The 23,580-nt window shown below is 41.6% G+C and carries 25 protein-coding genes; 6 read left to right on the top strand and 19 right to left on the bottom strand.

Annotation, left to right across the window (positions count from 1 at the left end):
- Positions 1-88 precede the first annotated feature (88 nt).
- From V7L31_RS09710 to V7L31_RS09685, 6 genes are all read right to left on the bottom strand, one after another.
- Positions 89-1,405 (bottom strand): radical SAM/SPASM domain-containing protein, encoded by a 1,317-nt coding sequence (locus V7L31_RS09710; RefSeq protein WP_334696032.1) that lies wholly within the window; start codon positions 1,403-1,405, stop codon positions 89-91.
- 187 nt (positions 1,406-1,592) lie between these two features.
- Entirely contained in the window at positions 1,593-4,382 is a 2,790-nt protein-coding gene (locus V7L31_RS09705) for a tetratricopeptide repeat protein (protein ID WP_334696031.1), read from the bottom strand.
- 69 nt (positions 4,383-4,451) lie between these two features.
- A complete protein-coding gene (locus V7L31_RS09700; RefSeq protein ID WP_334696030.1) occupies positions 4,452-6,113 on the bottom strand; it encodes a hypothetical protein in 1,662 nt (553 codons plus the stop codon).
- A gap of 17 nt (positions 6,114-6,130) precedes the next feature.
- Positions 6,131-7,024 (bottom strand): trypsin-like peptidase domain-containing protein, encoded by an 894-nt coding sequence (locus V7L31_RS09695; RefSeq protein WP_334696029.1) that lies wholly within the window; start codon positions 7,022-7,024, stop codon positions 6,131-6,133.
- Between the two features lies 1 nt (position 7,025).
- Positions 7,026-7,367, bottom strand: a complete 342-nt coding sequence (locus V7L31_RS09690) for a CU044_2847 family protein (RefSeq protein WP_334696028.1) — start codon at positions 7,365-7,367, stop codon at positions 7,026-7,028.
- Between the two features lie 976 nt (positions 7,368-8,343).
- On the bottom strand, positions 8,344-8,589 hold the full coding sequence (locus tag V7L31_RS09685) for a hypothetical protein (RefSeq protein WP_179067199.1): 246 nt from the start codon (positions 8,587-8,589) through the stop codon (positions 8,344-8,346).
- A 251-nt stretch (positions 8,590-8,840) separates the two neighbouring features.
- Between V7L31_RS09685 and V7L31_RS09680 the strand changes: the two genes are divergently transcribed.
- Both V7L31_RS09680 and V7L31_RS09675 read left to right on the top strand, forming a co-directional pair.
- Positions 8,841-10,817 (top strand): AMP-dependent synthetase/ligase, encoded by a 1,977-nt coding sequence (locus V7L31_RS09680; protein WP_334696027.1) that lies wholly within the window; start codon positions 8,841-8,843, stop codon positions 10,815-10,817.
- A 38-nt stretch (positions 10,818-10,855) separates the two neighbouring features.
- The gene (locus tag V7L31_RS09675) at positions 10,856-11,305 is read left to right on the top strand and encodes a YlqD family protein (protein ID WP_069072569.1); all 450 of its coding nucleotides are present in this window, start codon (positions 10,856-10,858) and stop codon (positions 11,303-11,305) included.
- Positions 11,306-11,400: 95 nt separating this feature from the next.
- Here V7L31_RS09675 and V7L31_RS09670 read toward each other — a convergent pair whose 3' ends face one another.
- A complete protein-coding gene (locus tag V7L31_RS09670) occupies positions 11,401-11,922 on the bottom strand; it encodes a hypothetical protein (protein WP_334696026.1) in 522 nt (173 codons plus the stop codon).
- A gap of 372 nt (positions 11,923-12,294) precedes the next feature.
- On the opposite strand from V7L31_RS09670, the gene V7L31_RS09665 reads away from it, so the two are divergent.
- On the top strand, positions 12,295-13,590 hold the full coding sequence (locus V7L31_RS09665; RefSeq protein ID WP_334696025.1) for a dihydrolipoamide acetyltransferase family protein: 1,296 nt from the start codon (positions 12,295-12,297) through the stop codon (positions 13,588-13,590).
- 826 nt (positions 13,591-14,416) lie between these two features.
- On the opposite strand, the gene V7L31_RS09660 is transcribed toward V7L31_RS09665, so the two are convergent.
- The 11 genes from V7L31_RS09660 to V7L31_RS09610 all read right to left on the bottom strand — a co-directional run bounded on the left by V7L31_RS09660 (position 14,417) and on the right by V7L31_RS09610 (position 19,432).
- A complete protein-coding gene (locus V7L31_RS09660; RefSeq protein ID WP_334696024.1) occupies positions 14,417-15,514 on the bottom strand; it encodes a site-specific integrase in 1,098 nt (365 codons plus the stop codon).
- 116 nt (positions 15,515-15,630) lie between these two features.
- Positions 15,631-16,215 carry a 3'-5' exonuclease gene (locus tag V7L31_RS09655; protein WP_334696023.1) on the bottom strand — a complete coding sequence of 195 codons (585 nt, stop codon included), beginning with the start codon at positions 16,213-16,215 and terminating at the stop codon, positions 15,631-15,633.
- Between the two features lie 70 nt (positions 16,216-16,285).
- Complete coding sequence (locus V7L31_RS09650; RefSeq protein ID WP_334696022.1) at positions 16,286-16,618, bottom strand: hypothetical protein; 333 nt, start codon at positions 16,616-16,618, stop codon at positions 16,286-16,288.
- Positions 16,608-17,150, bottom strand: a complete 543-nt coding sequence (locus tag V7L31_RS09645; protein WP_334696021.1) for a hypothetical protein — start codon at positions 17,148-17,150, stop codon at positions 16,608-16,610. Before V7L31_RS09645 ends, V7L31_RS09650 begins: the two co-directional genes overlap by 11 nt.
- Positions 17,132-17,404: a hypothetical protein gene (locus tag V7L31_RS09640; protein WP_334696020.1), complete on the bottom strand. Its 273-nt coding sequence runs from the start codon at positions 17,402-17,404 to the stop codon at positions 17,132-17,134. The genes V7L31_RS09645 and V7L31_RS09640 overlap by 19 nt, the downstream gene beginning before the upstream one ends.
- Entirely contained in the window at positions 17,405-17,917 is a 513-nt protein-coding gene (locus V7L31_RS09635; RefSeq protein ID WP_334696019.1) for a hypothetical protein, read from the bottom strand.
- 9 nt (positions 17,918-17,926) lie between these two features.
- Positions 17,927-18,178 (bottom strand): hypothetical protein, encoded by a 252-nt coding sequence (locus V7L31_RS09630; RefSeq protein ID WP_334696018.1) that lies wholly within the window; start codon positions 18,176-18,178, stop codon positions 17,927-17,929.
- A complete protein-coding gene (locus tag V7L31_RS09625) occupies positions 18,165-18,635 on the bottom strand; it encodes a hypothetical protein (protein ID WP_334696017.1) in 471 nt (156 codons plus the stop codon). The genes V7L31_RS09630 and V7L31_RS09625 overlap by 14 nt, the downstream gene beginning before the upstream one ends.
- Positions 18,610-18,912 (bottom strand): hypothetical protein, encoded by a 303-nt coding sequence (locus V7L31_RS09620; protein ID WP_334696016.1) that lies wholly within the window; start codon positions 18,910-18,912, stop codon positions 18,610-18,612. Before V7L31_RS09620 ends, V7L31_RS09625 begins: the two co-directional genes overlap by 26 nt.
- A 179-nt stretch (positions 18,913-19,091) precedes the next feature.
- Entirely contained in the window at positions 19,092-19,295 is a 204-nt protein-coding gene (locus V7L31_RS09615) for a peptide ABC transporter substrate-binding protein (protein WP_334696015.1), read from the bottom strand.
- The gene (locus V7L31_RS09610; protein WP_334696014.1) at positions 19,295-19,432 is read right to left on the bottom strand and encodes a hypothetical protein; all 138 of its coding nucleotides are present in this window, start codon (positions 19,430-19,432) and stop codon (positions 19,295-19,297) included. Before V7L31_RS09610 ends, V7L31_RS09615 begins: the two co-directional genes overlap by 1 nt.
- A 108-nt stretch (positions 19,433-19,540) precedes the next feature.
- Here V7L31_RS09610 and V7L31_RS32585 point away from each other — a divergent pair, with 108 nt between their 5' ends.
- Positions 19,541-19,750, top strand: a complete 210-nt coding sequence (locus tag V7L31_RS32585) for a plasmid mobilization protein (protein ID WP_442944392.1) — start codon at positions 19,541-19,543, stop codon at positions 19,748-19,750.
- A gap of 228 nt (positions 19,751-19,978) precedes the next feature.
- On the opposite strand, the gene V7L31_RS09600 is transcribed toward V7L31_RS32585, so the two are convergent.
- The gene (locus tag V7L31_RS09600) at positions 19,979-20,419 is read right to left on the bottom strand and encodes a KGK domain-containing protein (RefSeq protein ID WP_334696012.1); all 441 of its coding nucleotides are present in this window, start codon (positions 20,417-20,419) and stop codon (positions 19,979-19,981) included.
- An 88-nt stretch (positions 20,420-20,507) separates the two neighbouring features.
- Here V7L31_RS09600 and V7L31_RS09595 point away from each other — a divergent pair, with 88 nt between their 5' ends.
- Together V7L31_RS09595 and V7L31_RS09590 are read left to right on the top strand one after the other, a co-directional pair.
- Positions 20,508-20,711 (top strand): hypothetical protein, encoded by a 204-nt coding sequence (locus tag V7L31_RS09595; RefSeq protein ID WP_334696011.1) that lies wholly within the window; start codon positions 20,508-20,510, stop codon positions 20,709-20,711.
- 205 nt (positions 20,712-20,916) lie between these two features.
- Positions 20,917-23,316: a DnaB-like helicase N-terminal domain-containing protein gene (locus V7L31_RS09590; protein ID WP_334696010.1), complete on the top strand. Its 2,400-nt coding sequence runs from the start codon at positions 20,917-20,919 to the stop codon at positions 23,314-23,316.
- Positions 23,317-23,580 lie beyond the last annotated feature (264 nt).

The raw sequence follows: 23,580 nt of genomic DNA, 5'->3' as shown, positions 1-23,580 counted from the left end.
ATATAAGCACTATAGCAATCCTATTTTATTTGTAATAATTGCAAACCACATATCCCCGACTTATTTGAGAAGTCGAGGATATTATTTCTCAGGAATGATTTAGAGGGTAACTATATTTGATCAAGCGTAAGCCCTCTAGTCGGAGAGCCTCAGGATAGAGAGCTTTGTAAATATTGCAATTTGGTGATTGAATATCATAACGACCTGTAGCCTTAAAGGTTGCCAAAGGACAACCACCTGTACACCAATTTTTCCACTCACATGTACGACAGCCTTCTTTTTCCTCAACTGGCAAATTCTGAATACCTGCTTTATCTTGTCGCACAACACTTAAAGGATCTTCAGTGGCAGATGAAGATACAGTTTTATGTAGCTGCATCTGGCATTTAGCAATTTGTCCTTTGTGATCAAATACGAGATAGCTTTGTCCAACTCCACAAGTTCGTTTATGAGGAGAAGATAAGTTAGCACGATCAATCAATGAGCCTAGTAAGCTTCGATTAGGTAATTTCAATTCAATAACTTTGAACGCTGCTAACATTCCCTCTATCAGCCGAGATTCTTCTAGTTGCAAGTCTTCGTAAGAAGCTGAGAGTTCATTTTCGCGATAGAAATTTAAACTAAAGGGTAGATTCTTTTCCAAGATCCATTCAATAAGAGCGGACAATCCTGCTGCGTTCCGCCCACTAACTGTAATGGAAATATCTGGTATAAGACCATTTTGTAAAGCAATGTTAATACCTCGTTCAACATCTTGAAACGATCCCTTCCCACCCGCATAAGAACGTTGGATATTGTGAAAATTGGATAATCCATCTAGTGAAATCATGAGACGCAGATTCAATATTTGCAGCATCTCAATCATCTCAGGAGTAATCAATGTTCCATTACTAAGAACAACTCCATCTAATATGATATCTGTTTCTTTACTAAGGAATTGAGCGTACAAATGCAGATCCTTAATTAAAGGGGAACATAGTAATGCTTCTCCTCCTGCATACTTCAGTTTGACGCGGCGGTAATTATTTAAAATTGCAGAGCGAAATGTAGCTTCAATAGCTGCTTTACCTATATCCATTGACATATCATTTGCTACATGAGGAAGGTAGCAGTAATCACATCTTAAGTTACAGCGATCGGTGATATGTAACCATGCTGTTAAAGTTTCTGGTATTTCATTTAGATGAAATGAGTAATTATTATTAGGTGCTATCAAACGTGCTTGATATAGTTTTTGAATAGCTGTCTGTAAGTCTGCTGAACCAATAGAAGGATTTTCTATTGCAATATCATCTAATTTATGAGGGTTTGTAAATTGATTTAATAAATATGTTGCTGATTGATTTAGAACTGCTACTTTATGATGAGTACCATAACAGATAGAATAAGTATCATCTAGATTCATTATCTGCGAGTTGGGAACTCTTACAAACTCTGTCTCTAACATTCCCAGAGATAATCGGATATCTGAGCTTAATTCTGTTAAAGGGGATAAGTCACAGGCACAATCCCCTCCATCACAGTCGCATTGCCCAGTTGGTACATAAGTAGAATTGAGAGAAACTAAAATTTGGGGTCGACCAATTTTTTTACTAAGCATGAGAAGATGGCTGTTTAGTGGCACGTATTCTAGTCAGGAACATTTGTTGATCGCACCATTCCTTAAGGGCTTTATGATCTTTCCACTGAGATTTTAGTTGTTGAATCAGATTTTTAGAAAGTTCTATCGGCAAACGTTCAATTTTCTTTTGGATTAGATTTAGCTCATGTTTGATTGAATACGGCCCGAAACCTCCATGTTGAAAGATTTTGGGTATTCCTTGAGCATATTTACTAAAAGCAAAATCGTAGTTCGCTTCTTGAAATGCAACATCACCTTCTATCCGTAATATACGACCAAAGTATAATGTATGGATATTTTGATAGGATTGGAAGCGATCGCTAAGTTCTCGCGCATAATCTGAGATATGGTTGTATACTTTTGCATAATAATCAAACTCAGCTTTACCTACCAGGCTATCGATGGCGTATCGCATGTCATTGTATTCTAGACTAGTCTGATAAGAGCGTTCATTGAGTATTAGAGCTTGTTCTTGCAAGGTGCGATCGCCTGTTTGAAACCCAAGATGCCAATAGACACTAGCAATTTGGTGTAAAATCCCAGGTAATTCCTCTTCAAGTCCGTATTTTTCTGCCAGTTTCAGGCTTTTTTCTAAAGCATCTTGAGCAAGACTGAGGAGATTGAGATCCCACTGTACTTGTGTCACATCCCAAACGGCTTCATTTACTACCTCGGCACTAAACCACTGATTTAAGCCTAACTGAAAGTACGCTCTACATAATATTTGATTATCGTTTTCCTCATTGTCGCAACGGCTTAATGCTCGTTCAAGTAGCTGTTTAGCTTTCACATAATTACCATTATCTACTAAAATAGTAGCAGAGGCAATTTCGGCGTTGGCTATTTCGCGTTCGCTCTCAACACTCGACCACATATCAATAGCAGCTTTAAAACACTGTTCGGCTTTTACGTAATCTTTTTGTTGTCCATATAAAAATCCCAAGTTATTCTGAATGCTAGCCATAACTTGAGTTAAGCCTTTGTCGGGAGTATCAACTTCCATAGCCGCATCCCAACCTAGTTTGTAATATTTCTCCGCTTCCTGAAAGTTGTTGAGTTGTCGATGCAGATAACCAACTTGGTTAGCTACATTAGGAATAGCAGATGATAGCTTCTTACCTTGAACTATAGATAAACACTTTTGCTGATATTTCAAGGCTTCGTTATAAAGATGTAACTTGGTATTTAGCATTCCCAAGACATTATAAATATCTGCTTGAAGAGAAGAATTAGAAGATTGTTCCGATAATATCCCCTCTAGCTTTCTCACCTCATCTTCTTTTGTACTCTTGTCTTTAAGGGCGGAAAAAACCCTTGATTCAAAAACTTTCAATTGAACTTTTTGATCGGGGTCTAGGTCTTTTTCAAACTGCTTCGCAATTGCCAATAATTGGTTTACAAAGCTGAATTTCTTGGCTTGAGTGCGGATTGTATTAGTAACTTCATACCAAGTTTGAAAACCTGTTGTTAGATCGGCGTATAAAGCATTCCATAGCCATCGCGTAGTATTGAATTCCCGCAGTTGTTTAATTTCTTCAATCAAAAACTCGATATTAGCGACTTGATGAGAATCATCAGAGTAACGTTGAACCTCCAAGCTCCTTTTTTGTGGGCCTAGCTGATAATCCTTTTGCTCGAAATATTTAGCAGCAATCCGACTGTCTCGTTTTCTCCATTCCTCATCGGGGTCAATGTCTGCCCATACATATTTTTCAACTAAGTCTCGTACAATATCATGCAATGCTATTTGAGAACCACCTATTACTGGTTTAATAAAAAAGTAGCTTTGTGCATCAATAAATAATTTTTGAGCATCTTCTGTAGATAGTTCTAATAAATTAGCAATATCAGTGCTATCTAGTGGGTAGATACGTGAAAGCAAGAGGGTAAGCTGATCCATTGATGTCCGAAGCTGCGTAATATGTCGAACCATCTCAGCTTCAAATCCACCACTTTTTTCCAACCTACCTGGAATAGTTTCTATATTTTCATTCTCTAACCAATCTGGTATGACTTCCCGATAAGCATACTCTACTCCAAATTCAATCATTATCGGGCTGCCACCAGAAAGAATTATGATCTTTTTAACCAATTCTTGTCCAAGAGTAAAATGAAGCTGCTCCTCCTTGGAAAGAATATATGTTTGTACATCTTCATTAGTAAATTCATTTAATTCTAAACAAGTTAATTCTTCTTCTTTGAATGAATTTTCTAGAACTTGACGAGCAATACTAGGGCGGCCTGCTAAAATAAATACGGCATTATCTAGTTGATGGCATAAATCGCTAATATACTTCCAAACTTTCTCTCTTACCTCTTCTTGTCCTAACTTCTCGACTGTATCAATTATAAATACTAGTCTCTGTTGGCTGGATTTTAGATTAATTTTATCGACCAAGAACTTTTCAAGTTGTCTACGTTCTTGTTCGTATGCAATTCCACTAAGGCGGTTTTCATCTTCTCGCAGTTGTCGTAACCGGAGCAACCATTCTTTATATGTAGAATCGTATAATTGTTTGGCGATTTGAGTACATAAATCTTCTGCATCATTAAAAACAGGCATATCGCAATCAATAATTTCACTTGTCCCAATCTCAACTTGATTTAGGCGCAATTGCAATGCTTGAAGCAACCAAGTTTTGCCAATTCCACCTCTACCCTCCACCAAAACGACATGGAGATTAGGCTCTTGAACAAGGGAAATAATTCGATTTAGATGTTCTTCACGACCAACAAATTCTAATTTATCTAGTTCAGACATAATATAAGACTCCTATTCTATTTTTCCAAAAACTCAGTACATACCTATTTCCCATTCACTATTCCCTAGTTAGTTATTTTGAATAGCTTCATCAAGCTTATGAATTAAATATCTATATGGTTCGTCATTATATTCATCATTGTGCAGATAATAATTGACAACAAACTGAAATTCCCAGTCTTTTTCTACTTCAGATTTCAGCGTAGAAAGAAATTCATGGATTTGCTCTTTATCTGTGTTGTGGAATATTGCTAGAGTCTCTTCAACAGTTTTCTCGAAGAAAGTTTTGCGGAGGTTCTGTCGATAAGATAGACTATTAGCACCACGATTAATAAATCCAGCATGTTGCTGAAGAATTTGAAAAAAATACTGCATAGACCAAGTACCTGCATCAGCAGAATTATTCTTTGATTTGAGTTGATCAATATACTCTCGGCAGATTTTAGCTGCTTCGCTACAAAGCTCTTGAAAGCTCTCAGGCGAACTTTCTCGAAGCAGACTAATGACTAGTATTCGCCGTGTCATGCCATCTTTTATAAACGTTTTGTCACGAGTAAAAATAGATGTTTTTGTAAGTTCAAGACTTAATTTAAAACTATCATTACTGAAAGGTAACTGAAATCTTTGAACTGCTTCCTTTAATACCCAAGTACTATTTAGTATGGGAAATATACTCAATTTTTCAATTGATTCGTATAGATGATAATCATTTTCTTTCCTCAAGCTTTCTCTAATCTGATCTCTACATTTTTTGAGTTTTTTTTCCCATAATTGCTTGCCATAACTGTTTAAAAACAAACTAAATGTGTAATCGCCACTTCGATAAACTTTTAGTGCTTCAGCAATCCCCCCTGGATGTCCGCCAGTTAAATACAGTAAGTGTCCTGATAGCAGGGCAAGACTTTCAGAATTCATGTCGATTGACTTGAGATATTTTGTTGCTGTATCCTGAATCACTTCCCAGTTAAAAGGACAGAGTACTAATTTAGTAAAAATTCGATCTAAGGGGAGATCAATTAGACAGCGAGCTGCAATAACAACTCGAAATCTTCCAGAATTATTTTTAAAGAACTGCAACTTTTTCAAAAGTTCTTGAATTTTATCTTTGAAATCATTAAACTCCTTAAAAATTTCCTTTAAACGTTCCTTTTCTGGCGCACTTCCATCCAGATCAATTAGCAGCACAATACCTTTTTTTTCCTGGGATTGCCATTCAGCCCAATTTCTACTTAATAGTAAGCCTAAACGATCTCCACAATTTAACTCATCCCCTTGTGGGAGCGGAAGTTGAAGAGAAATTGCTAATTGTTTTTCCAAGTGTTCAATACTTTCATAATTAGACATAGAAGCATAAGCACAACACCATTGTAATTCTTTAAAACGCCCCATCACCTGTTTTAGAAACTCTGTTTTTCCGTAACCTTCAGGAGCCGTTACTAAACAATAAGTAGGATAATTTATTCCTGTAATGTCATTAATTGGAGCATCGCGATTAGTGAATGGGATCTTATCAGGGTCAATTTGCTCTAGAGATTCTCGACTTAGCTGGTTTAACTCGGATTCAGCTTGTTGCATTTCATCAATTTTATGCTCATATTGCCTTTTCAATTGGCTTTTCTGTACCGAATTATTTGTCCACAATATTTGGTCGTTGAGACTTTCTATCTCAGTTTTTAAAGTCGCTATTAACTGCTCTAGATGTCTCTTTTTTAAATCTGAAGAATTGTTCATGGTATTTAGGAATTAAATTAATGGTTTATGATATTAAGTTCGCTTTCGACTTGCTCAAGTTCTTGTAGTATGCTGTTGATTTGGCGTTGGATGATATTGCGATCGCTCGCACTCAGGGTATAGTTGAGTTGATTATGAGCCGCCTCATAATCACTACTGAGAACGTCAAAGCGTTGTTGCAAAGTTTTGATTTTGAGTTGTTGCACTCTGCTGGGAATCCTTTGAGTATGTGCATTTGATGAAATCGGCAAGGCTATTTCATCCCATGCTGCAATCAATACATCCGCAGGAATCATAAAAGCAGTCTTGATGTCTTCTCGCCTTTTCTCTGCCGCTACTGCCATACCAACTACTCCCACAAGGGTTTCATCCCATATAGGCGCACCACTAAAACCTGGTTCTATCCTGTAGCCAGTTACCTTACTATCTTCCAGTTGCACCCATCCCTTTCCTTGGGAGTCTCGCAACACGCCTGTCGCCCAAACGCCATCATTGTGTCCGTTAGGAAAACCGAATATGCGGAAAGGATGCTCCCAGATATTGTTAGCTGAGATTAGCTTGAGGGGTTGGACATCTTTAGGTAATTGTCCTTTTATTTGCAATCCGGCAATATCTTCAGGTTCGGAGGTTGATGCATTGCTGACAACGGGTTGCCAAAAAATAACTTTAGCTTTTAGTTGTTGCCCTGATGCAATTAGGGGAAAATCTAAATAAAGATCATCACTAGGAGCTTCAACTATATCTTCTGGTAAAGATAGAGCAGAAGCAATAACATGAGCGCATGTCAGGATGTAATTTTGAGTTCGTCCAGAGACTAAAAAACCTACACCAACTACCGCACCACTAGAATGAAAAATCCGGGCGATCGCTGACCTAAAAGTTTGAATATAATTATCTGTACTTACTACCATGCTATGCCTTGTCTTGCTTCCATTTCAAGGTAATTTCGTAGTTAGCTTCACCACTTACAGAAGTAAAAATTGCACCCGCAGCAGCATTTAACTTAATTCCAAACTTAACTTCTACCTCATTAGCAGGTGTATTAAGCTGACTCAGTTTAGTGATAATTGCGGAAGCGACAGGCTGGATTTGATCTAATACCTCATCAAATTTCTTTTTAGCTTCAACTACCATTTGCCCTGTGTCTGCTCTGGCAACACGTCTCACAGCATTGCTATTTTCTGGCTCATCAACTTCAACTAAAAACTTCGTCCCATCTTGGAGAGAAAATTCTGTAATTTGTTTCTGATTCATAATGAAACCTATTTATTTTGAACTAATAGTTTAATGTGTTGATCGTCAAATGAGTTGGTATAATTTTTGTAATTCTATTCTCATTTGATGGTGAACTCGTTAAATACTTCTCCAACAATTTCTGATTTGATTCTCCTATTTTATTAAATTTATGCCAAGATTTTCTTCACCTATAATTCATTGATTGACAGATTACTAGTAGTGTGCATCATTAATTTTGAGGGTTAAGAAAACGAACCGCAAAGGACGCAAAGTTAAGAGGTCAAGAAGAGAAATTTAAAACTGATCATCTCTCAAAATTTTTGCGATAGACCACTAGTAGTCCATAAAGGTAAGGAAAGTCTGGTACGTAGTAAGCACTTAGAGACCTCCACAAAAAGAAATGCCCAATTGTCATTGCGTTCGCCCCTAGCGTTCCCGAAGGGTATGGAGCGAAGCGAAGCGAAATGAAGCAACCGCAAAATCTTGGGATTGCTTTGCTACACTCCGTTTCGCTCGCAATGACAGCTTTTGGATCAATCATTCTGTGGAGTTCTTTTAAGTGCTTAACGCCAGGACTAAAATCCTAACTACAAAGTTATTTACCCAGCATAGTTGACTTGACAGCCTACTAGAAGTTTGTGAAGTTCCTGAATAAACTGACTAACTTCTTGCTGCGTGGGCATTACAAGCTGCTTGACTGTCGTGCTACAGATACAACAATTGTTATGTTAACTGTTATATTAGTTATATCAACAGCCTGATTTCAATTAGTAATTATACTGACTTAGCTAGAAAATTACTTGAATTTAAGTAAGTAGGTAAGAATAAATTCAACTATGTTACGGTATGTAAATTTAATTAAATTTTCTCGTGGTAACGTTATGCAAACCACATCTATAAAAATATCCCCGACTTCTTGAAGAAATCAGGGATTTAGTTAATTGAATAGCTGGTAGCTGGAAGTACTGAAGAATTTTTGCTTGCAAAGAGTCCATTAATTAGGAGAACACTTGGCACAAAAATCAGGACTGAATTTACAGTACTGGCTATTTGTCAATTGGTAAGCTGTACAATAAGGAAAACTGGTAAGTTCAATTTTGGCTGCTTGTAATTTGGAACCATTCGGCAACGCTTCAGTCAGTTTGGTTTTAGCAGCCAGAAGTATAGCTAAAAGCTTAGGCAACGCTATGCAGGCAGCGATATTTAGCAATGTTAACAATATAGTGTCTATCAAATTCATAGGTAGTCATCCCCTGTGAAACGTAGGCGTAGGCGTAGCACATCGTAGAGATCGCTGTTCTGAGATGCAAACACAATCATTGCTTGCACTCTATGTAAACTAACTTTAACATAAATTTTTGTAAATATAAACGTGGAATTCCTGGAATTATCATACACAGAAGGGAATGTGGATAATAAGGACGGTGATTGTAGCGAAATAACAAAATAAGCTGTAAAAACGATCAGTTTAAAATCTTTAGGTAAGGTGTTATGTCAAAAACCCAAACCGTCTCTTCTTTTTTATCTAATATCAGTGAGGGAGAACGGCAGTCATTAAAGCGATTGGTAGATTACACAAATGTGGAATCGTTGCCAGAAGTTTGGCCTTTGGCCGCTCAAAAATTTGGTGATGTTGTCGCCCTCCGCAGTCCTCTCAGTAAACCAGAAGCAGTGATTACTTATACCCAGCTAGCGGAGCAAATACAACTATTTGCTTCTGGGTTGCAAGCGTTGGGAGTCAAGGTAGGCGATCGCATTTCCCTAATTGCTGACAACAGTCCTCGCTGGTTTATTGCCGATCAAGGCATCATGACTGCTGGAGCCGTTGATGCCGTGCGTAGCTCCCAAGCCGAAAAAGAAGAACTGCTGTTTATCATCGCCAATAGCGGCAGTACAGCGATCGTCGTTGAGGATTTAAAAACACTTAAAAAACTCCAAGACCGTCTTAAAGATTTACCAATTCAAGTGGTAATCTTACTTTCTAATGAAGCACCACCAACAGACGAAACCCTAAAAGTACTCAATTTTACACAATTGATTGAAATTGGTGGAAATCATCATTTTGTGCCAGCCAAGCAAAATCGTGACGCTCTAGCAACTCTAATTTATACCTCTGGCACTACGGGCAAACCCAAGGGTGTAATGCTGTCTTATAAAAATTTGATGCACCAAGTAATAAGTTTTGGGACAGTATTGCAACCAAATGTCGGCGATATTGTTCTCAGTATCCTACCTTCGTGGCACAGCTACGAACGAACTGTTGAATATTACCTACTATCTCAAGGTTGCACGCAAGTTTATACTAATTTGCGCTCTGTAAAAGGAGATTTGAAAAAATTTAAACCCAATTACATGGTGGGTGTACCTAGGCTGTGGGAATCAATTTATGAAGGAGTGCAAAAGCAGTTCCGCGAACAACCAGCGAATAAGCAACGCCTAGTTAACTTTTTATTGGGTATTAGCGATAAATATATCAAAGCCCAGCGAACTGCTCAGGGATTGGATTTAAATAATCTTCATGCTTCCGCCATCGAGCGATTAGCAGCTAAGATCCAAGCATCTGTTTTCTTGCCTCTTCACGCCTTGGGAGAACGACTGGTTTATGCCAAGGTGCGAGAAGCCACAGGAGGACAAGTTAAGCAGATGATTAGCGGCGGCGGTGCGCTGCCGAGACATATCGACAACTTCTTTGAAATTATTGGCGTGCAGATTTTGCAAGGCTATGGTTTGACAGAAACTTCTCCTGTTACCCATGTGCGCCGTCCTTGGCGAAATTTGATTGGTGCATCAGGACTACCACTCCCCGCTACAGAAGCTAAGATTGTAGATCCTGAAACAAAAGTGCCTCTACCAGTAGAAAAGCGAGGCTTGGTATTGTTGAGGGGGCCGCAGATTATGCAAGGCTATTATCAAAATCCCGAAGCGACAGCCAAAGCAATTGATGCCGAAGGTTGGTTTGATAGCGGCGATTTGGGTTGGCTGACACCACAAGATGATTTGGTGCTGACTGGCAGGGCGAAGGATACGATTGTATTGACTAATGGGGAAAACATCGAGCCACAGCCGATTGAAGATGCCTGTTTGCGATCGCCATACATCGATCAAATTATGCTCGTAGGCCAAGATCAGCGCAGCCTGGGAGCTTTAATTGTCCCCAATGTCGAAGCCTTGGAAAAATGGGCAGCAAGTCAGAATTTGATACTGGATACGTCGAGCGATCGCGTAACTTCCTCAGATAGTCAAAAAATTGACTTGGAGAGTAGAATGATCCAGGATTTATTTCGCCAAGAATTAAATCGGGAAGTACAAAATCGTCCAGGTTATCGACCGGATGACCGCATCGGAACGTTTAAACTCATTCTGGAACCGTTTTCGATCGAAAATGGTTTGATGACACAAACACTGAAAGTTCGACGACACATCGTCACGGAACGCTATCGCGATATTATTGACGGCATCTTTGCCTGATGATTCCACCTGCTAACTGTAAAGAGTGAACGTGAAATATGGATGTCTCCAAATCTAATTTGCTTCTGAAACGCGTCGTTAACGTCAAAGTCATTGTGACTCCTCTCTGGAAAGAGGAAGTACAACAGCAGCTACAAACGCAAATCAATCAACTCGATCAGCAATTGCAACAGCTAGACGTTGAAGGACAAAGAGCGATCGCAGCAATTCAAAAGCAGAGTCTACAACCACCTGGGCCTCAGACTCTTCAACAAATTGACAATATCCAACTCCAAGTCAACCAAAAGAAAAGTGAATTTTTAGAGCAGAAAAATCAATTGCTGCAAAACCTCCAGCAAGTGCAGTTTCTCCAGCAAGATCAGGAAGTCAACCAATTCCAAATGGAAGGCTTTTTCCGGGTAGAAACTGGTGATAACCTGATTAGCAAAATGCAGGTCGAAATCGTTCTGCGCGATGGCGTGGTAGAAGAAATTCGCGGCGACATTTAAAAAGTTAGGAGTCGTTCAATTTTGGATTTTAGATTTTAAATTTTTCTTTTAATCCAAAATCCAAAATTTAAAATCTAAAATTGGTAGGCTTTTAATTAGCGACAAATCTGATTTAACTTAGCCTGGGAGTGGCTCCCAGCCCAACATTCCATCTGGGAGCCAGCCCAAACAATTTGCCAGACTGGAGGTGAGCTAATAAAAAGCGATCGCCCAAAAGTACTCATCTCAACTCGATATTTAACCTTACTAACTGAATCATTACCCCCCTTGATTTGCGTAATCGTCACTAAAGCCTGATTTCGCTGGGGATAAGCTACCTCTACCTTTCGCGTTCCTCCTACTCCTATGTCCTCAAAGGCATTCAGGGCGAGAGTAGCAGGATCGCTCCCTTGGAGAGATGAGTTAAGCCTTTCTAGAGGTATAGTTTTATAATCGGAACGCTCTGAGTATGCCACAACCTCTTGAGACTGATGTATTGTTGCCACCTGCGGGGTTTGCCCATCAGTAGTTTCAACAATCAGTGCAGATGGCTGGTGCTGGATAATATAAACTCCAGCGCTAGCAGTCGCAAAGATACTCAGTATTACAATCAAAAAGAATTTCAACTTTGCCGACATAAAAGTAAACAGGAATTTCAAATAGGTTTATTACCAATTTTGAATTCTAGATTGAACTGTATCCCATATCCTCTATCTGTGAGAAGCTCTTGTATCTTAAGCAGTAGTTATGAGGAATATAGATAGCAAGGGAATGGGGAGTAGGGAACAGATGTGTACTGAGTTTTTCAAAAATCAAATACGAGTCTTATAGACCTCTAAGTTATATTTAGGTTCCTATTAGTCATAGTCATTAGTCAAAAGCTAATGTCCAATGCCCCATGCCCAATGCCCAACCTAAAATATAAACAGTCTAAAACCCTCCCACCAAGATACAATTCGATCTGATAAAAACTGTTAAAGTCCATAAACCATTGATTTCCAAACCACCCTATGAGCATTCACGAAGTATTTATGCCGGCGCTGAGTTCCACCATGACGGAAGGCAAAATCGTCTCCTGGGTGAAATCGCCAGGGGACAAAGTGGAAAAAGGCGAAACAGTGGTGGTTGTAGAGTCAGATAAGGCGGATATGGATGTAGAAACCTTTTATGAAGGATTTCTTGCCCATATCATAGTTGAAGCTGGTGAAACTGCCTCGGTAGGAGCTGCGATCGCCTTCATTGCCGAAACGGAAGCTGAAATTGAACAGGCGAAATCTCTTGCCAATTCCTCCGGTGCGGCTACTACTACGACCTCTTCCCCCGAACCAATCGCCGCCACAGCCTCAGCCGCCACACCTGCCTTAGCGTCTCAAAACGGGTCTAACCACAAAGAAGGAAGGCTTGTAGCTTCACCCCGCGCCCGCAAGTTAGCCAAAGAACTCAAAGTTGATTTAACTACACTCCAAGGCAGTGGACCCCACGGTCGCATTGTCGCCGAAGATGTAGAAGCATTGTCCAATAAAGGCAAACAACCTACCCCAGTTGCCCCAGCATCACCTATACCAACTAGCGCCCCAGTTGCACCCCCAGTACCTCGGACACCAGCACCCACACCAGTAGTAGCGGCTGTTCCTGGTCAAATTGTACCTCTAACTACCTTCCAAAATGCTGTAGTGCGGAACATGGTAGCTACCATATCCGTGCCCGTCTTCCGTGTCGGTTATACAATTACCACCGATGGATTAGACAAACTTTATAAACAAATTAAATCCAAAGGTGTGACAATGACAGCGCTATTGGCGAAAGCTGTAGCGGTGACGTTGCAAAAACATCCATTGTTAAATGCTAGCTACTCCGACCAGGGTATTGTTTATCATTCTGATATCAACATTTCCGTAGCAGTAGCAATGGATGATGGCGGATTAATTACACCTGTGCTGCAAAATGCCGACGCAGTGGATATATATTCTCTATCGCGTACTTGGAAGTCTTTGGTAGAACGTGCCAGGGCCAAACAACTACAGCCACAAGAATATAATAGTGGTACTTTTACCCTGTCCAATTTGGGAATGTTTGGCGTAGACAAATTTGATGCGATTTTGCCGCCTGGACAAGGTTCAATTTTAGCGATCGGGGCATCGCGTCCGCAAGTGGTAGCAACGCCCGACGGTTTATTTGCCGTGCGACAACAAATGCAAGTTAATATTACTTCTGATCACCGGATTATTTACGGTGCCCATGCTGCGGCGTTCTTGCAAGATTTAGCAAAATTGATTGAGACAAATCCTCAATCTTTGACACTGTAGTTTTGAAAAAACACCAAATTTAAATGTTAGCGCTATGAGCGAGCAGCAATTTTTCGTAGAGTAGCGCTAACAACAAACAATACTAAGGGCTTGCTGAAAAAGTCTTTTCGTGGGGGCTAAGAGGCGAGAAGCAGCTATGCTGGAGGGGAGTTACAAACTACCCCTAAATTTCTAGAAGCGGTGAAGTTGGGACTAGTTCTCGATGGAATCAGTAGGGGCTCATTGTTTATTGGTGTCAACTTAACGCGAAACCACTTGTCGCCGGGAATTGAAATTCCCATACAATAGCTAAAGTCATCTGAAGATGACTAAATATCGCCAAAAATCTACAGTCTACTTCAGTAGACTTTAAGCTAAAAGCCAAAAAAAATTATTTCCGGGCGGGCATGGAGCCATTTTTAGCTTAAGTTGACACCTATGGTCATTGTTAGGCCCCATTGAAGATCCGATTATGGAAAATTCAAGAATCCCCACGGCTATAAGCGTGGGGAGTTATCAATCCTATTTTTCACCAACGCCAAATAGCTCGAAATGTTGATGAATTAAATTACTTTGGAGAATCGGAGTTAAGTTAGGGACTTCCAAATAATAAATTATCCCAAAATATCTATACATCTATACGTTTTTACTATGGGATGTTTTTTCACTGGAAGTCCCTTAGTATATACAAAGCTTGCTGGCAAGTTAATGTACAAATAACATTTAAAAAGTGGGTGACGAGGGATTTGAACCCGCAACCAATAGATTAAGAGTCACCATGTCACAGCTATTACAACGCAGAAATCCAGCAAACTAGCTGCTGGTTGATTCCAAGAAAATTATGAATTTATGACTGTGGTGGCAGAGGGCGATCGCTTTTATTGATCGCCAAGTCGAAGGCTCTCTGGTGATGCTCGGCGTTGATCCAAGTGTGATAAAGGTTACTGTGAACTGACAGCCCATGCCCCATCTGCTGTGCTGCTAACGAGATATCAACCCCGTAGTCAAGAGTTCTGATTGCCCAGCAATGGCGTAGGTCGTAAACCTTGAATGGCAGTCGTTCGTTACGTCTAAACCGTTGGCTAACAGTTCCACCGATGAACGAGTTGTTGCGATCGCAGTTGATGTCAGGTATTTTCACGTTTTGCAGGGAGAACTGGTCAAACCATTCCGGGTGATAAGGCCATATTCTTCTGTAACCAGTCTTGCCCTGGAGTACAGAAATAATTTTATTGCCAGTCATCAACTCTTGAAGGTCTAGAAAAAATACCTCATGATTTCTCAAACCATAAGTAGCCAGCATCCCAAAAACCCATTGCCATTTAGAATCTTCAATTTTGCTATAGCACTCGACAATCAAGTTATCTGTGGGTAAATCTCTAGGTTTTCTGCTTTTTGGGCTGTAACTGCCTGAATATTTCCGAGGGTCAAAGTTTATACCTGCAAATCTAGCCAGGATTCCCAACGTTGAACAAAATCGTTTTCTTGTTCTTGTATCTGGCTGGGTTCCTAAAATTGCAGTTTTTAAAATTTCATCGGTTAGTGGACTATCAGAATCTAAGGTTTTAAACACTGTTGCATATTCAACCCTCCATGTTGATTCAGATTTAAAATTTTTAGCACGGCGTTGAAAGTAGTCTTTCTCGAATTCCTCAATGATTTCACCAACAGCCTTGCATTCTAATTCTATGTAATTAGACCAATCAAATGTTCTAGTGTCTAACTGAAGTCTTAAAAATTTGGCTGATTGTTCAGCGAGTTTGACACCATCCAAGGTGGCCACAGCAATATTTATTCTTTGCTGATGAGAGTCGTTTTTTGCTGATTGTGGCTTTGGGGGAAGCGTTGCCCGCAAGTAAAGTCTGCCGCTAATCTGCTCAATACTTATGCCGTAATTACGCAATCTTCCATTAGCCTCCTTAATTCGGTGTTCAATATTTTTCATGAGAAAGTACTTTTATTGACATTAAAAATTCATCCCAAAAGGAAGAAGGTTTTTACCTGCTTCTCTTGGGATAAAGTCACTTGGTTAGTTAGAGGTTTTATCCGACAGTAAAGGCGTTAAACAGGAAGTGAATCAGACATTTGCTTAATTACTTCCAGCGTTGCCTTGCAATCTCCTAATGCCGAATGGTCTCCTCCTGGCAATTTCTGCCATTTGTAATTCCCGTAATATTCATTCCACTCACCAACGTACTGAGAGTAATAGTGCATTGCACAATGAATCGATCCGCCATTGACGAAAATCCTACAGTTCCTACGGTCGCTAGTTGGAAAGGCAACTTGAATGCCTCTAGCTTTCAAGGAATTCCTGATTACTTTTAAATCGAATTCCGCATTGTAAATAATTACATCTCTATCACTCAGCAACTTCCACACATCCAAAAAGACTTGTTCAAAAGGAAGTGCTTGTACTACATCATCATTGTGGATACCGTGTATTCCAGATGCGGTTTCACTAATTGCAATAGTTGGTTTTACAAGGGTTTGGTATTCTTCTCCAGAACTAGTAAGAATGCCTATTTGAATTATTTCTGCATTGTTCAACCCGGTGGTTTCGGTGTCCAAAATACACCATTTATCGTCCTTGAGTATCGTTCTACTCCATTCTATGGACTTTTCTATATCGCTCATTTCGCTAGTCATAAATCACAATCTGGTATATTTTGATCTGGTAGATGAAATTGCGATCGCACTCCTCTGACCGCGATCGCTTTTAACTTTCAAAAGGCTCGATAGCTCTGCCAGCAATCCCAGTCACAAAGCCCAGCGACACGCCACACCAGACATAAGAAGGTCTGACAAACATAGTGGCGATACCAATAACACCAGACCAAAAAATACCTGTTGCTAATATCTTTAATCCTTTACCCTGTTCATGGCTGTTGAGGGCTTGGGCGATGATCCGCGAGTTCTCTAATGAGGTGGTAATTTTGATAATATCCGCTTGGCATTCGCGCTCAATTCGCGCGATCGCATCTCGATCCGCCTTAACTGGAGACGCTGCCATTTTGACAAGCACCAAACTCAGCACTTCGTTACCATCCATTCCTCTGTCCCTCCTCTAAAATTTGCTGCAACACCTGTTCGCCCTTCTCCCACTGCCCACCCCCTAGCAGCAACACCTTCTCAAGCACATAAGTTTTTCCCTTAACTTCAATCAGCGACTTCACAGCTAAATACAAGGCTTTTTTCTCTGAAGTTGAAGTTTGAAGTTCATTCCTGCGATCCGCGCTCGGCTCTCTATATAAGTGTTCCAGGCTAGTTTTTAATTCCTGTTCGACTTCTGTGGGGTAAGTCGTTGGTGAAGTTCCGTAAATTTCATGCAATGCCTCTTCCTGTTGTTGAGTGTGCAGCAGAATTTCAACATCCTCTAACTCTTGATTCATGGCTGCTAATACAGCCCGCCGCGCACTTTGGATCATAAGAAGTTCGGATTCAGTGACTAGTTGCACTGCTGCAACAAGCGCCAAGGTGTAACTAATGCCCTTGGCAATTGGGGGAACTGGAGAAAGTGCAGCCAGCCAGAAAGCGGTTGCGCTAGCTAGCAAACAGTTGGCTTTTAACCACCTATTAGCCATGACAGCATCCCTCCCAAGACAATCGAAACTGCGATCGCGATCAGCAAGGCATAATAATCTGGCTCAGACAATTTGAGAAATTGCCTCACTGCATCATCTGTCAGCAGAGCAAGGCATAGCGCCACACCAGACATAATGTAGATAACCCACATCACCCGAAACAAAGCAGGATGCAGCACCCCTAGCCAAGCCACAAAGCTAGAGGCAATACACCCCAGAAGGAACCAAGCCCCCAGGTGTACTGCCTTTGCCATTTAGCGATTCTCCTTGATTTTGGCTTTCAACTCTTCAATGCGCTGCTCGGCCCTGTTATCGGCACGGTCTAAACCAAAGCCCAGTCGTGCATATTCGGGTCTGAGTGTGTGGAGATGCCTCGCTGTGGAAGCATCAGCACGTTTTTTAGTGAGTTCGCTGTCAGCGACTCCCTTGATGTACCCACGATGCGCGGTATGCACCTGTGCGTCAGCTTCTTCCAGGCTTTTGAGCGATTTATAAGCTCGTTTGGCCTGGCGCGCTTCTTCTTTTTTTTGTTTTGAAAACTGCTTAAGTACATCTGCTTCAGCTTTGGTATAGTACCGTGGCGTATCATTGATAGGTGCTGTCCTGACAGTCTCCCAATTCCCCGCGTTCACTGGGTTGATTACAGTTGGATCTGTTGGGGCAAGCACCCGATTTTTATCAATGGAGTGTCCCCCGGACGAGAGGGACGATTCATTACCCTTGTTGCTGGACTTTCCAGCGCTGGTAATTCGTGCAAGGATTCCCATTGTTTACTCCTATCTACAAACTTGGTTTTTGACCTTCTCTAGCTGTTGGCTTTGGGCTTTCATCTCGCGTAGTTGAACTTGATCCGCGCTCTGGTAAGTGGAAATTGCACCCATACTTAAACCGGCAACCAGTGCAGCTGCAATCATGACTAAAAATGCCGCTAGGTTATTTCCGGCTGGTGCGGGTTCTGGTATGTCTGGGTAGAATTCCCCAGTGAATGGTACAACCTTACTGGTAGTCTGTTGTTTAGTCTGTTTCATCTCCTCCCTCTAGCAACATCGGCTGATACGTGGGTAAGAGTAGATGCTCTGTCCCGGCGTTGATTGCGGCGCGGACTGATGTTTGCACTATTTGGCGCTGTTCTGGTGTGGGATTGTCCCGCATCTGTTTAATCCGTTGCAATGTTCGCCCTGGTAGCAGTCGCCAATATTCGTTGGCGAGTCGCTGCGAGTCTTCGTCCAGTAGCGACTCAAGCAAATCGGGTGCGTCGGATTCTGCATCAAGATTTGCATCGTCATCAGTTGCATTTTTCGATGCACGCCGACTCTGCAACAATTCAACTCCCGCTTCAGTCCACAGCTTTTGCTTGTGTTCATCGGTGACAACGTGAATGTCAAACTGGAACACTTCAGGGTGTCGGGTTAGCCAAGTGCGGATCGTACTTTCTGGTATGCCAGTCAGTCTGGCGGCTTCAGGGGTGGTGTATAGGTTCTGCATTCTGCCCCCATCTGACTTGGGAAATTATCGCCTCCATGACTCCTGCCTGGTCGGAAAGTGAAAGCTCGTCCCTCATCTCTTTTGCTAGAGCAAAAATTTCACCCCGAACATCTCCCTCAAGCTGACAACCTATGTGTGATGCCAAAACGGTGAGAATAACTAGTTTTTCTCGCTTGCTGATTTTCTCGAAGCCGCTGCCGTACTTCTCCTCTAGTCTTTCCAAGAGCGAATCATCGCCTGGGTTGTGATTCGTGTAGTAGCCTAACGGTCTAGACACTGGTAAAATCTCCTTACTATGTAATAAATTCAGTTTGTACTTGGCGATCGCTAAAGATAAAGTCCGGCGATCGCCTTTTTGCTTTTAAGCACTTACTGTCACCCCGCGACGCTACGACTTATGGGTAAAGGCAGTTACAAAACGAATACTCAGCATGGAGGGAGGCTAAGTACTCATTTTTACTCTTCTGCTGGCACGATGTTTTTAAATTCGCTGATTCCTCCCTCAAAATGTCTTGCAATCCCTGCTGTCACTTCATCGTCGGTTAGGGTATCCACCTCCTCTTCATTTAGATCGCCCCACGGGCAGCAATCTTTTATCCAATTTCTCGCCTCAAGTAATTGATTTGGTGTTAGCTCCTCCATCGGTTTTTTGTTAGTCATCAGTCATTGGGCATCAGGTACAGGGTGTTTCCGCGCAAGGTGGCGCGGGTGCTTGCTCCGGTTGCAACGCGAACTGTCAGGCGTTGGGGAGCGATGTTTTGATGCAAAATTACTTTGCACGTGCTACTATCTTTCAATAGTTATTGCACGTGCAATAATAGAAGTCAAGCACATTTTTGTAAAGCACGTGCAGAAGCATCCGTTTAGCACGTGCAATAATTTAGGGGTTGCTATGCCTATCAAAAATGACAGAAGAAGCTACGACAGACAAAAAGACGATCAACGCAACTGTGAGAATGTCATCTCAAGACTGGGACGCGCTGAAGGAGAAGGCATCTCAATTAGGCATGAATCGGACACAATTTTTTATCCAGATAGCGAGGGGAGAAATCAAGCTAGATCATGGATTGGTCATGCAGGAGAAACAAGTCCTGGGGGAATTTACCGTAGGCTGAAGGAATTACACGAAGCCTGCTTAACTGTAATTGAGTCTCAACAGAAGCAGCTTGAAAACAGCCTACATGAGAGCAGACAACTAACAGAAGAGATACAAAGTCTACACGTATTATTAGCCGAAGTACTGCAAGACGTACCACATAAAGAATGAAGCCGTTTACCTATTTGGGTAGACGGCTTTATTCATGGATATGTCGCCTACTCAATAGCAGGCGACGCATCTGTGACTATTCGGGATTGAGTTGCGATCGCAGATCGTCCAAGGGCGACTGTAGTTTTTCCTCTTTAGGAGCGGAATCTTTTAAAAAAGCCTCTGGCTTGTCAGGGATGAATTCTAGCCGAAAGCGGAATCGCCCCTTCTGCCATCCTCCGCCTTTAACCAGTAAAACCTCACACTTACAACCCTCTTCCGAAAACCATCGAGATTCAGGAGTAGGATAATCATTCTTCCCATGTGTCCAGGAACTAATAGCTTTTACGAGGTTGAGAACCTTAAGCATGGGCGGTATATCAAAAGCTGGGAAAGAAAAATTAGATAGAACGTCTTCATCATCCAAGTTAAATCTGTCTTCACCTCTGAACTCGAATTCATATTTCTTCTGCTCCTCAGCCCTGATTCTCTGAATCTCAGCGTTGGCGTTGAATCCCGGTTTATATTTCCTACTCATTTCGATTTTCTCTTTCGGTTAAGAACATGGCGGATCAAGCTACCAACTAGATCCGCCTTTCCTAAGTTTTCCCAATACCCAATGCCCAATGACTGAAAAACCAACATACCCAAACTTCGACAAATTGATAGTCCAGACAGATGCAGAAATGCAGCGATTGGGCTGGACAAAAGCCCAAGGGCGGAAATTCTTGGAGGAAACCTATGGAGTGCGATCGCGCTTGCTGTTGACCGAAGACGAACTAGATAACTTTCTGCTTTACCTGCAACTGACCGACTCACCCAGCCCCTAACCAACTCTCAAGATCAAGGAGGATTTTAAACAGCAAATAAGCGACTTCTGACACACAAAAAAAATCCACCAACTACGAGATTAGTGAATTTAAAAGAGTAAAAAATGAATAAATACTTAAAAAGATTAGGCAGTAGGATAGCCTTCCCTTTCTGCTATTCTACCACATCAAATAATTCAAAACTAGCTAATCGGGGGACAGAGAAATGACACAAGGTATCTTCTCATTCCCCCAACAGCAAGTTGACTTCAAGGACAATTCAGATAAAGTACCACCATGCAATATAGAAGCAGAACAAGCAGTTATTGGTGGTATATTAGATGACCCAAATGCAATTTATCGGATCAAAGATCGGCTGGAACCAGAACACTTTTACATCAGTGCCCATAGAGACATCTACAAAGCCTGTTTAGGGCTTTGCAACAAGGGTAAACCGAATGACTTGTTGAGTGTTACTAGCTTCCTAAGAGACCACGGTATTCTTGCCAGAATAGGCGGTCAAAACAAGCTTGCTTCTGTAGTCAGTTGGAACGTAACTACAGTCAACATCGACCACATGGCTGATTCGGTGATTGAAGCATTTGTTCATAGACAGATGATTGAGTTGGGCAGCAAGATTCGTAATTTAGGATATGAAACAAATCGAGAAATACCTGACTTATTCGCGGAGATTACCGAGAGAGTTCAGTCAATTATTGAGACACCAATTGCCCCAACAAAAGATGAACATGAGCAATGGTTACACGATAGATTACTGTCAGAATTGACAACTATTTATACAACTTGCGCTCAACCTTCTCTAAGACTTCTGAAGCTGAAAAGGTTAGCAGATGATCATCGTCTTTCTATGGGATTTTTAGAACAGTTTTATTTAAAAGCGCTCGTCGCTCAATGCAGCAACTTGCTTACTTATGATGAGTTAAGAGAATTAGCCGGCTCCACGGTTCGGGAATGGCTAATCAACGGACTCATCCCTAAAAGTACAACCATCTTGCTAGCTTCAGACGGTGGAGTGGGTAAAACTAAATTCGCTTATGCAATTGGCAAGATTCTGATCCAAGGCACTCAGTTTGGCTCATTCCTAACCACAGGAAAAAGAAAGATTCTCTACTACCAGGGAGACGAAAGCCCTGGTGATATGCTGCAAGCCCTAGATTCAATGGGTTATTCAGAATCCGATATCGGTGACTCTGTTCGTGTCCGCTTTGGGTGGAGCGCTGAAAATATGCCAACTCTGATCCAAGACTTAAAAGAATTTCAGCCGGAGCTTGTTTTCATCGACTCGCTATCTACTGCCAACCGTTTTTCAATTTACCGTGAGTCAGAAATGGAATACTCTCGCCCCATTCTGGAGATGACCGGACTGGCTACCCAATACAAAACCACTTTTGTGATTATTCACCACATGAACAAGGGAGGAGAGGTTAGGGGCACGACCGCAATTAGAAACGCAGTTAGTGAAGTTTGGACGCTATCCAAGGACAAGAAAGAAACTGCCACTTCCTACGACCGGATATTAGAGATCGACAAATCGCGATCGCGATCCTCCAGCAAGAAATACAGAATGTATTTCAACCCAGAAGACCTTAGTTTTACCTTTTTGGGAGAAGAGGGAGAAGAGTTTGGCGGCCCCGGTCAATCTGCCAAAGACAGTACTTTAGAGATTTTGGCATCTCACAGAAATATCAAATTCACCAGTGAAGAGATAGCCCATCGACTGGGCATCTCCAAAGACTACGCTCGGCGATACCTCAGAGAATTATCATCTGACGGATTAATCAGCGTCAAACGCTACCCAGCAGCTAAAGGAGAGAAGGCCAAACCCAACGTTTACTTTCTAGCCTACGAAGGTTCACAAAAGGATCACCCCTCGGATCAGACCCCCTCATCTCCTGTAAGTGTTGACAGTAATGACTTACAGCCTACTTCAAAATCTGGTATAAAAAAACAGGATCAGTACGAGGATCAGACCCAGGATCAGACCCTATATTCAGACACAGCAAGCGATATAGCTTCTAGTGATCCTCAAGTGGCTGAAAATCTCGAAAAAATGCCCAGCACAGAAATTTTAGAATCCAAAACGGGGGACGAGGATCACATGAGGCTGAATGCCTTGTCAAACAACAATAATGGGTCTGATCCTCGTACTGATCCTCCCCTGATCCTGTGCGAAAATATACCCACTATTCAAACAGCCGTTGAAAGTTTGCCAGTCAAAGACTCTAGCAGTTTTCCCCAGCCTGATCCGAAGGGTGGTACTGGGTCTGATCCTTTGCCACTGCTCCAAGAAAAATGTAGCTACTGGAGTGTGTCATTCAAACGAGAGGTAAAAATATTCCAGATTTTTGATGAGTTCTCCGAAGCCAGCTGCCAAGTGTCAGGACGAGGCAGATTTAGCCTGACTTTCACTGACTTGCAATGCTTATCGCAATCCCCCAGGAGTGAATTTAGTGTAGGGGATAAGGTAGTTATTCTGGTTGGCAAGTACAAGGAAACCTTTGCAACCATTACCACCATTAGAGCCGATGGCATTTGGCTTAAATCCGACGATCGCAAAAAGTCCCTCACGAGAGCTTTCTTCCCGCACCAATTGGTAAAAGCCTGACATTATAATCCGGCACAGTGCGATCGACAAGTATAAAAAAGCTTATGCTAGCGTCACGCCAGCATAAGACTACATCATTGTTAGCGTAGCGAAAACCCTGCGTATTTGGGTTTACCCGTCATCGTCGCTATCGTCGTCATCAACATCATCGGCAATGACAATATTCACACCGTCAGACCCAGCCTCAAAACCGACGATGCTAAATGTTTCGCCATAGCCATCAGTCAAAGAGATATGTGCATCGCTGGGAAAATTTTGTAATTC

It is taken from the genome of Nostoc sp. (genome assembly GCF_036916655.1).
Taxonomy (GTDB): Bacteria; Cyanobacteriota; Cyanobacteriia; order Cyanobacteriales; family Nostocaceae; genus Nostoc.
This window is presented reverse-complemented; position numbering and strand designations above follow the sequence as displayed.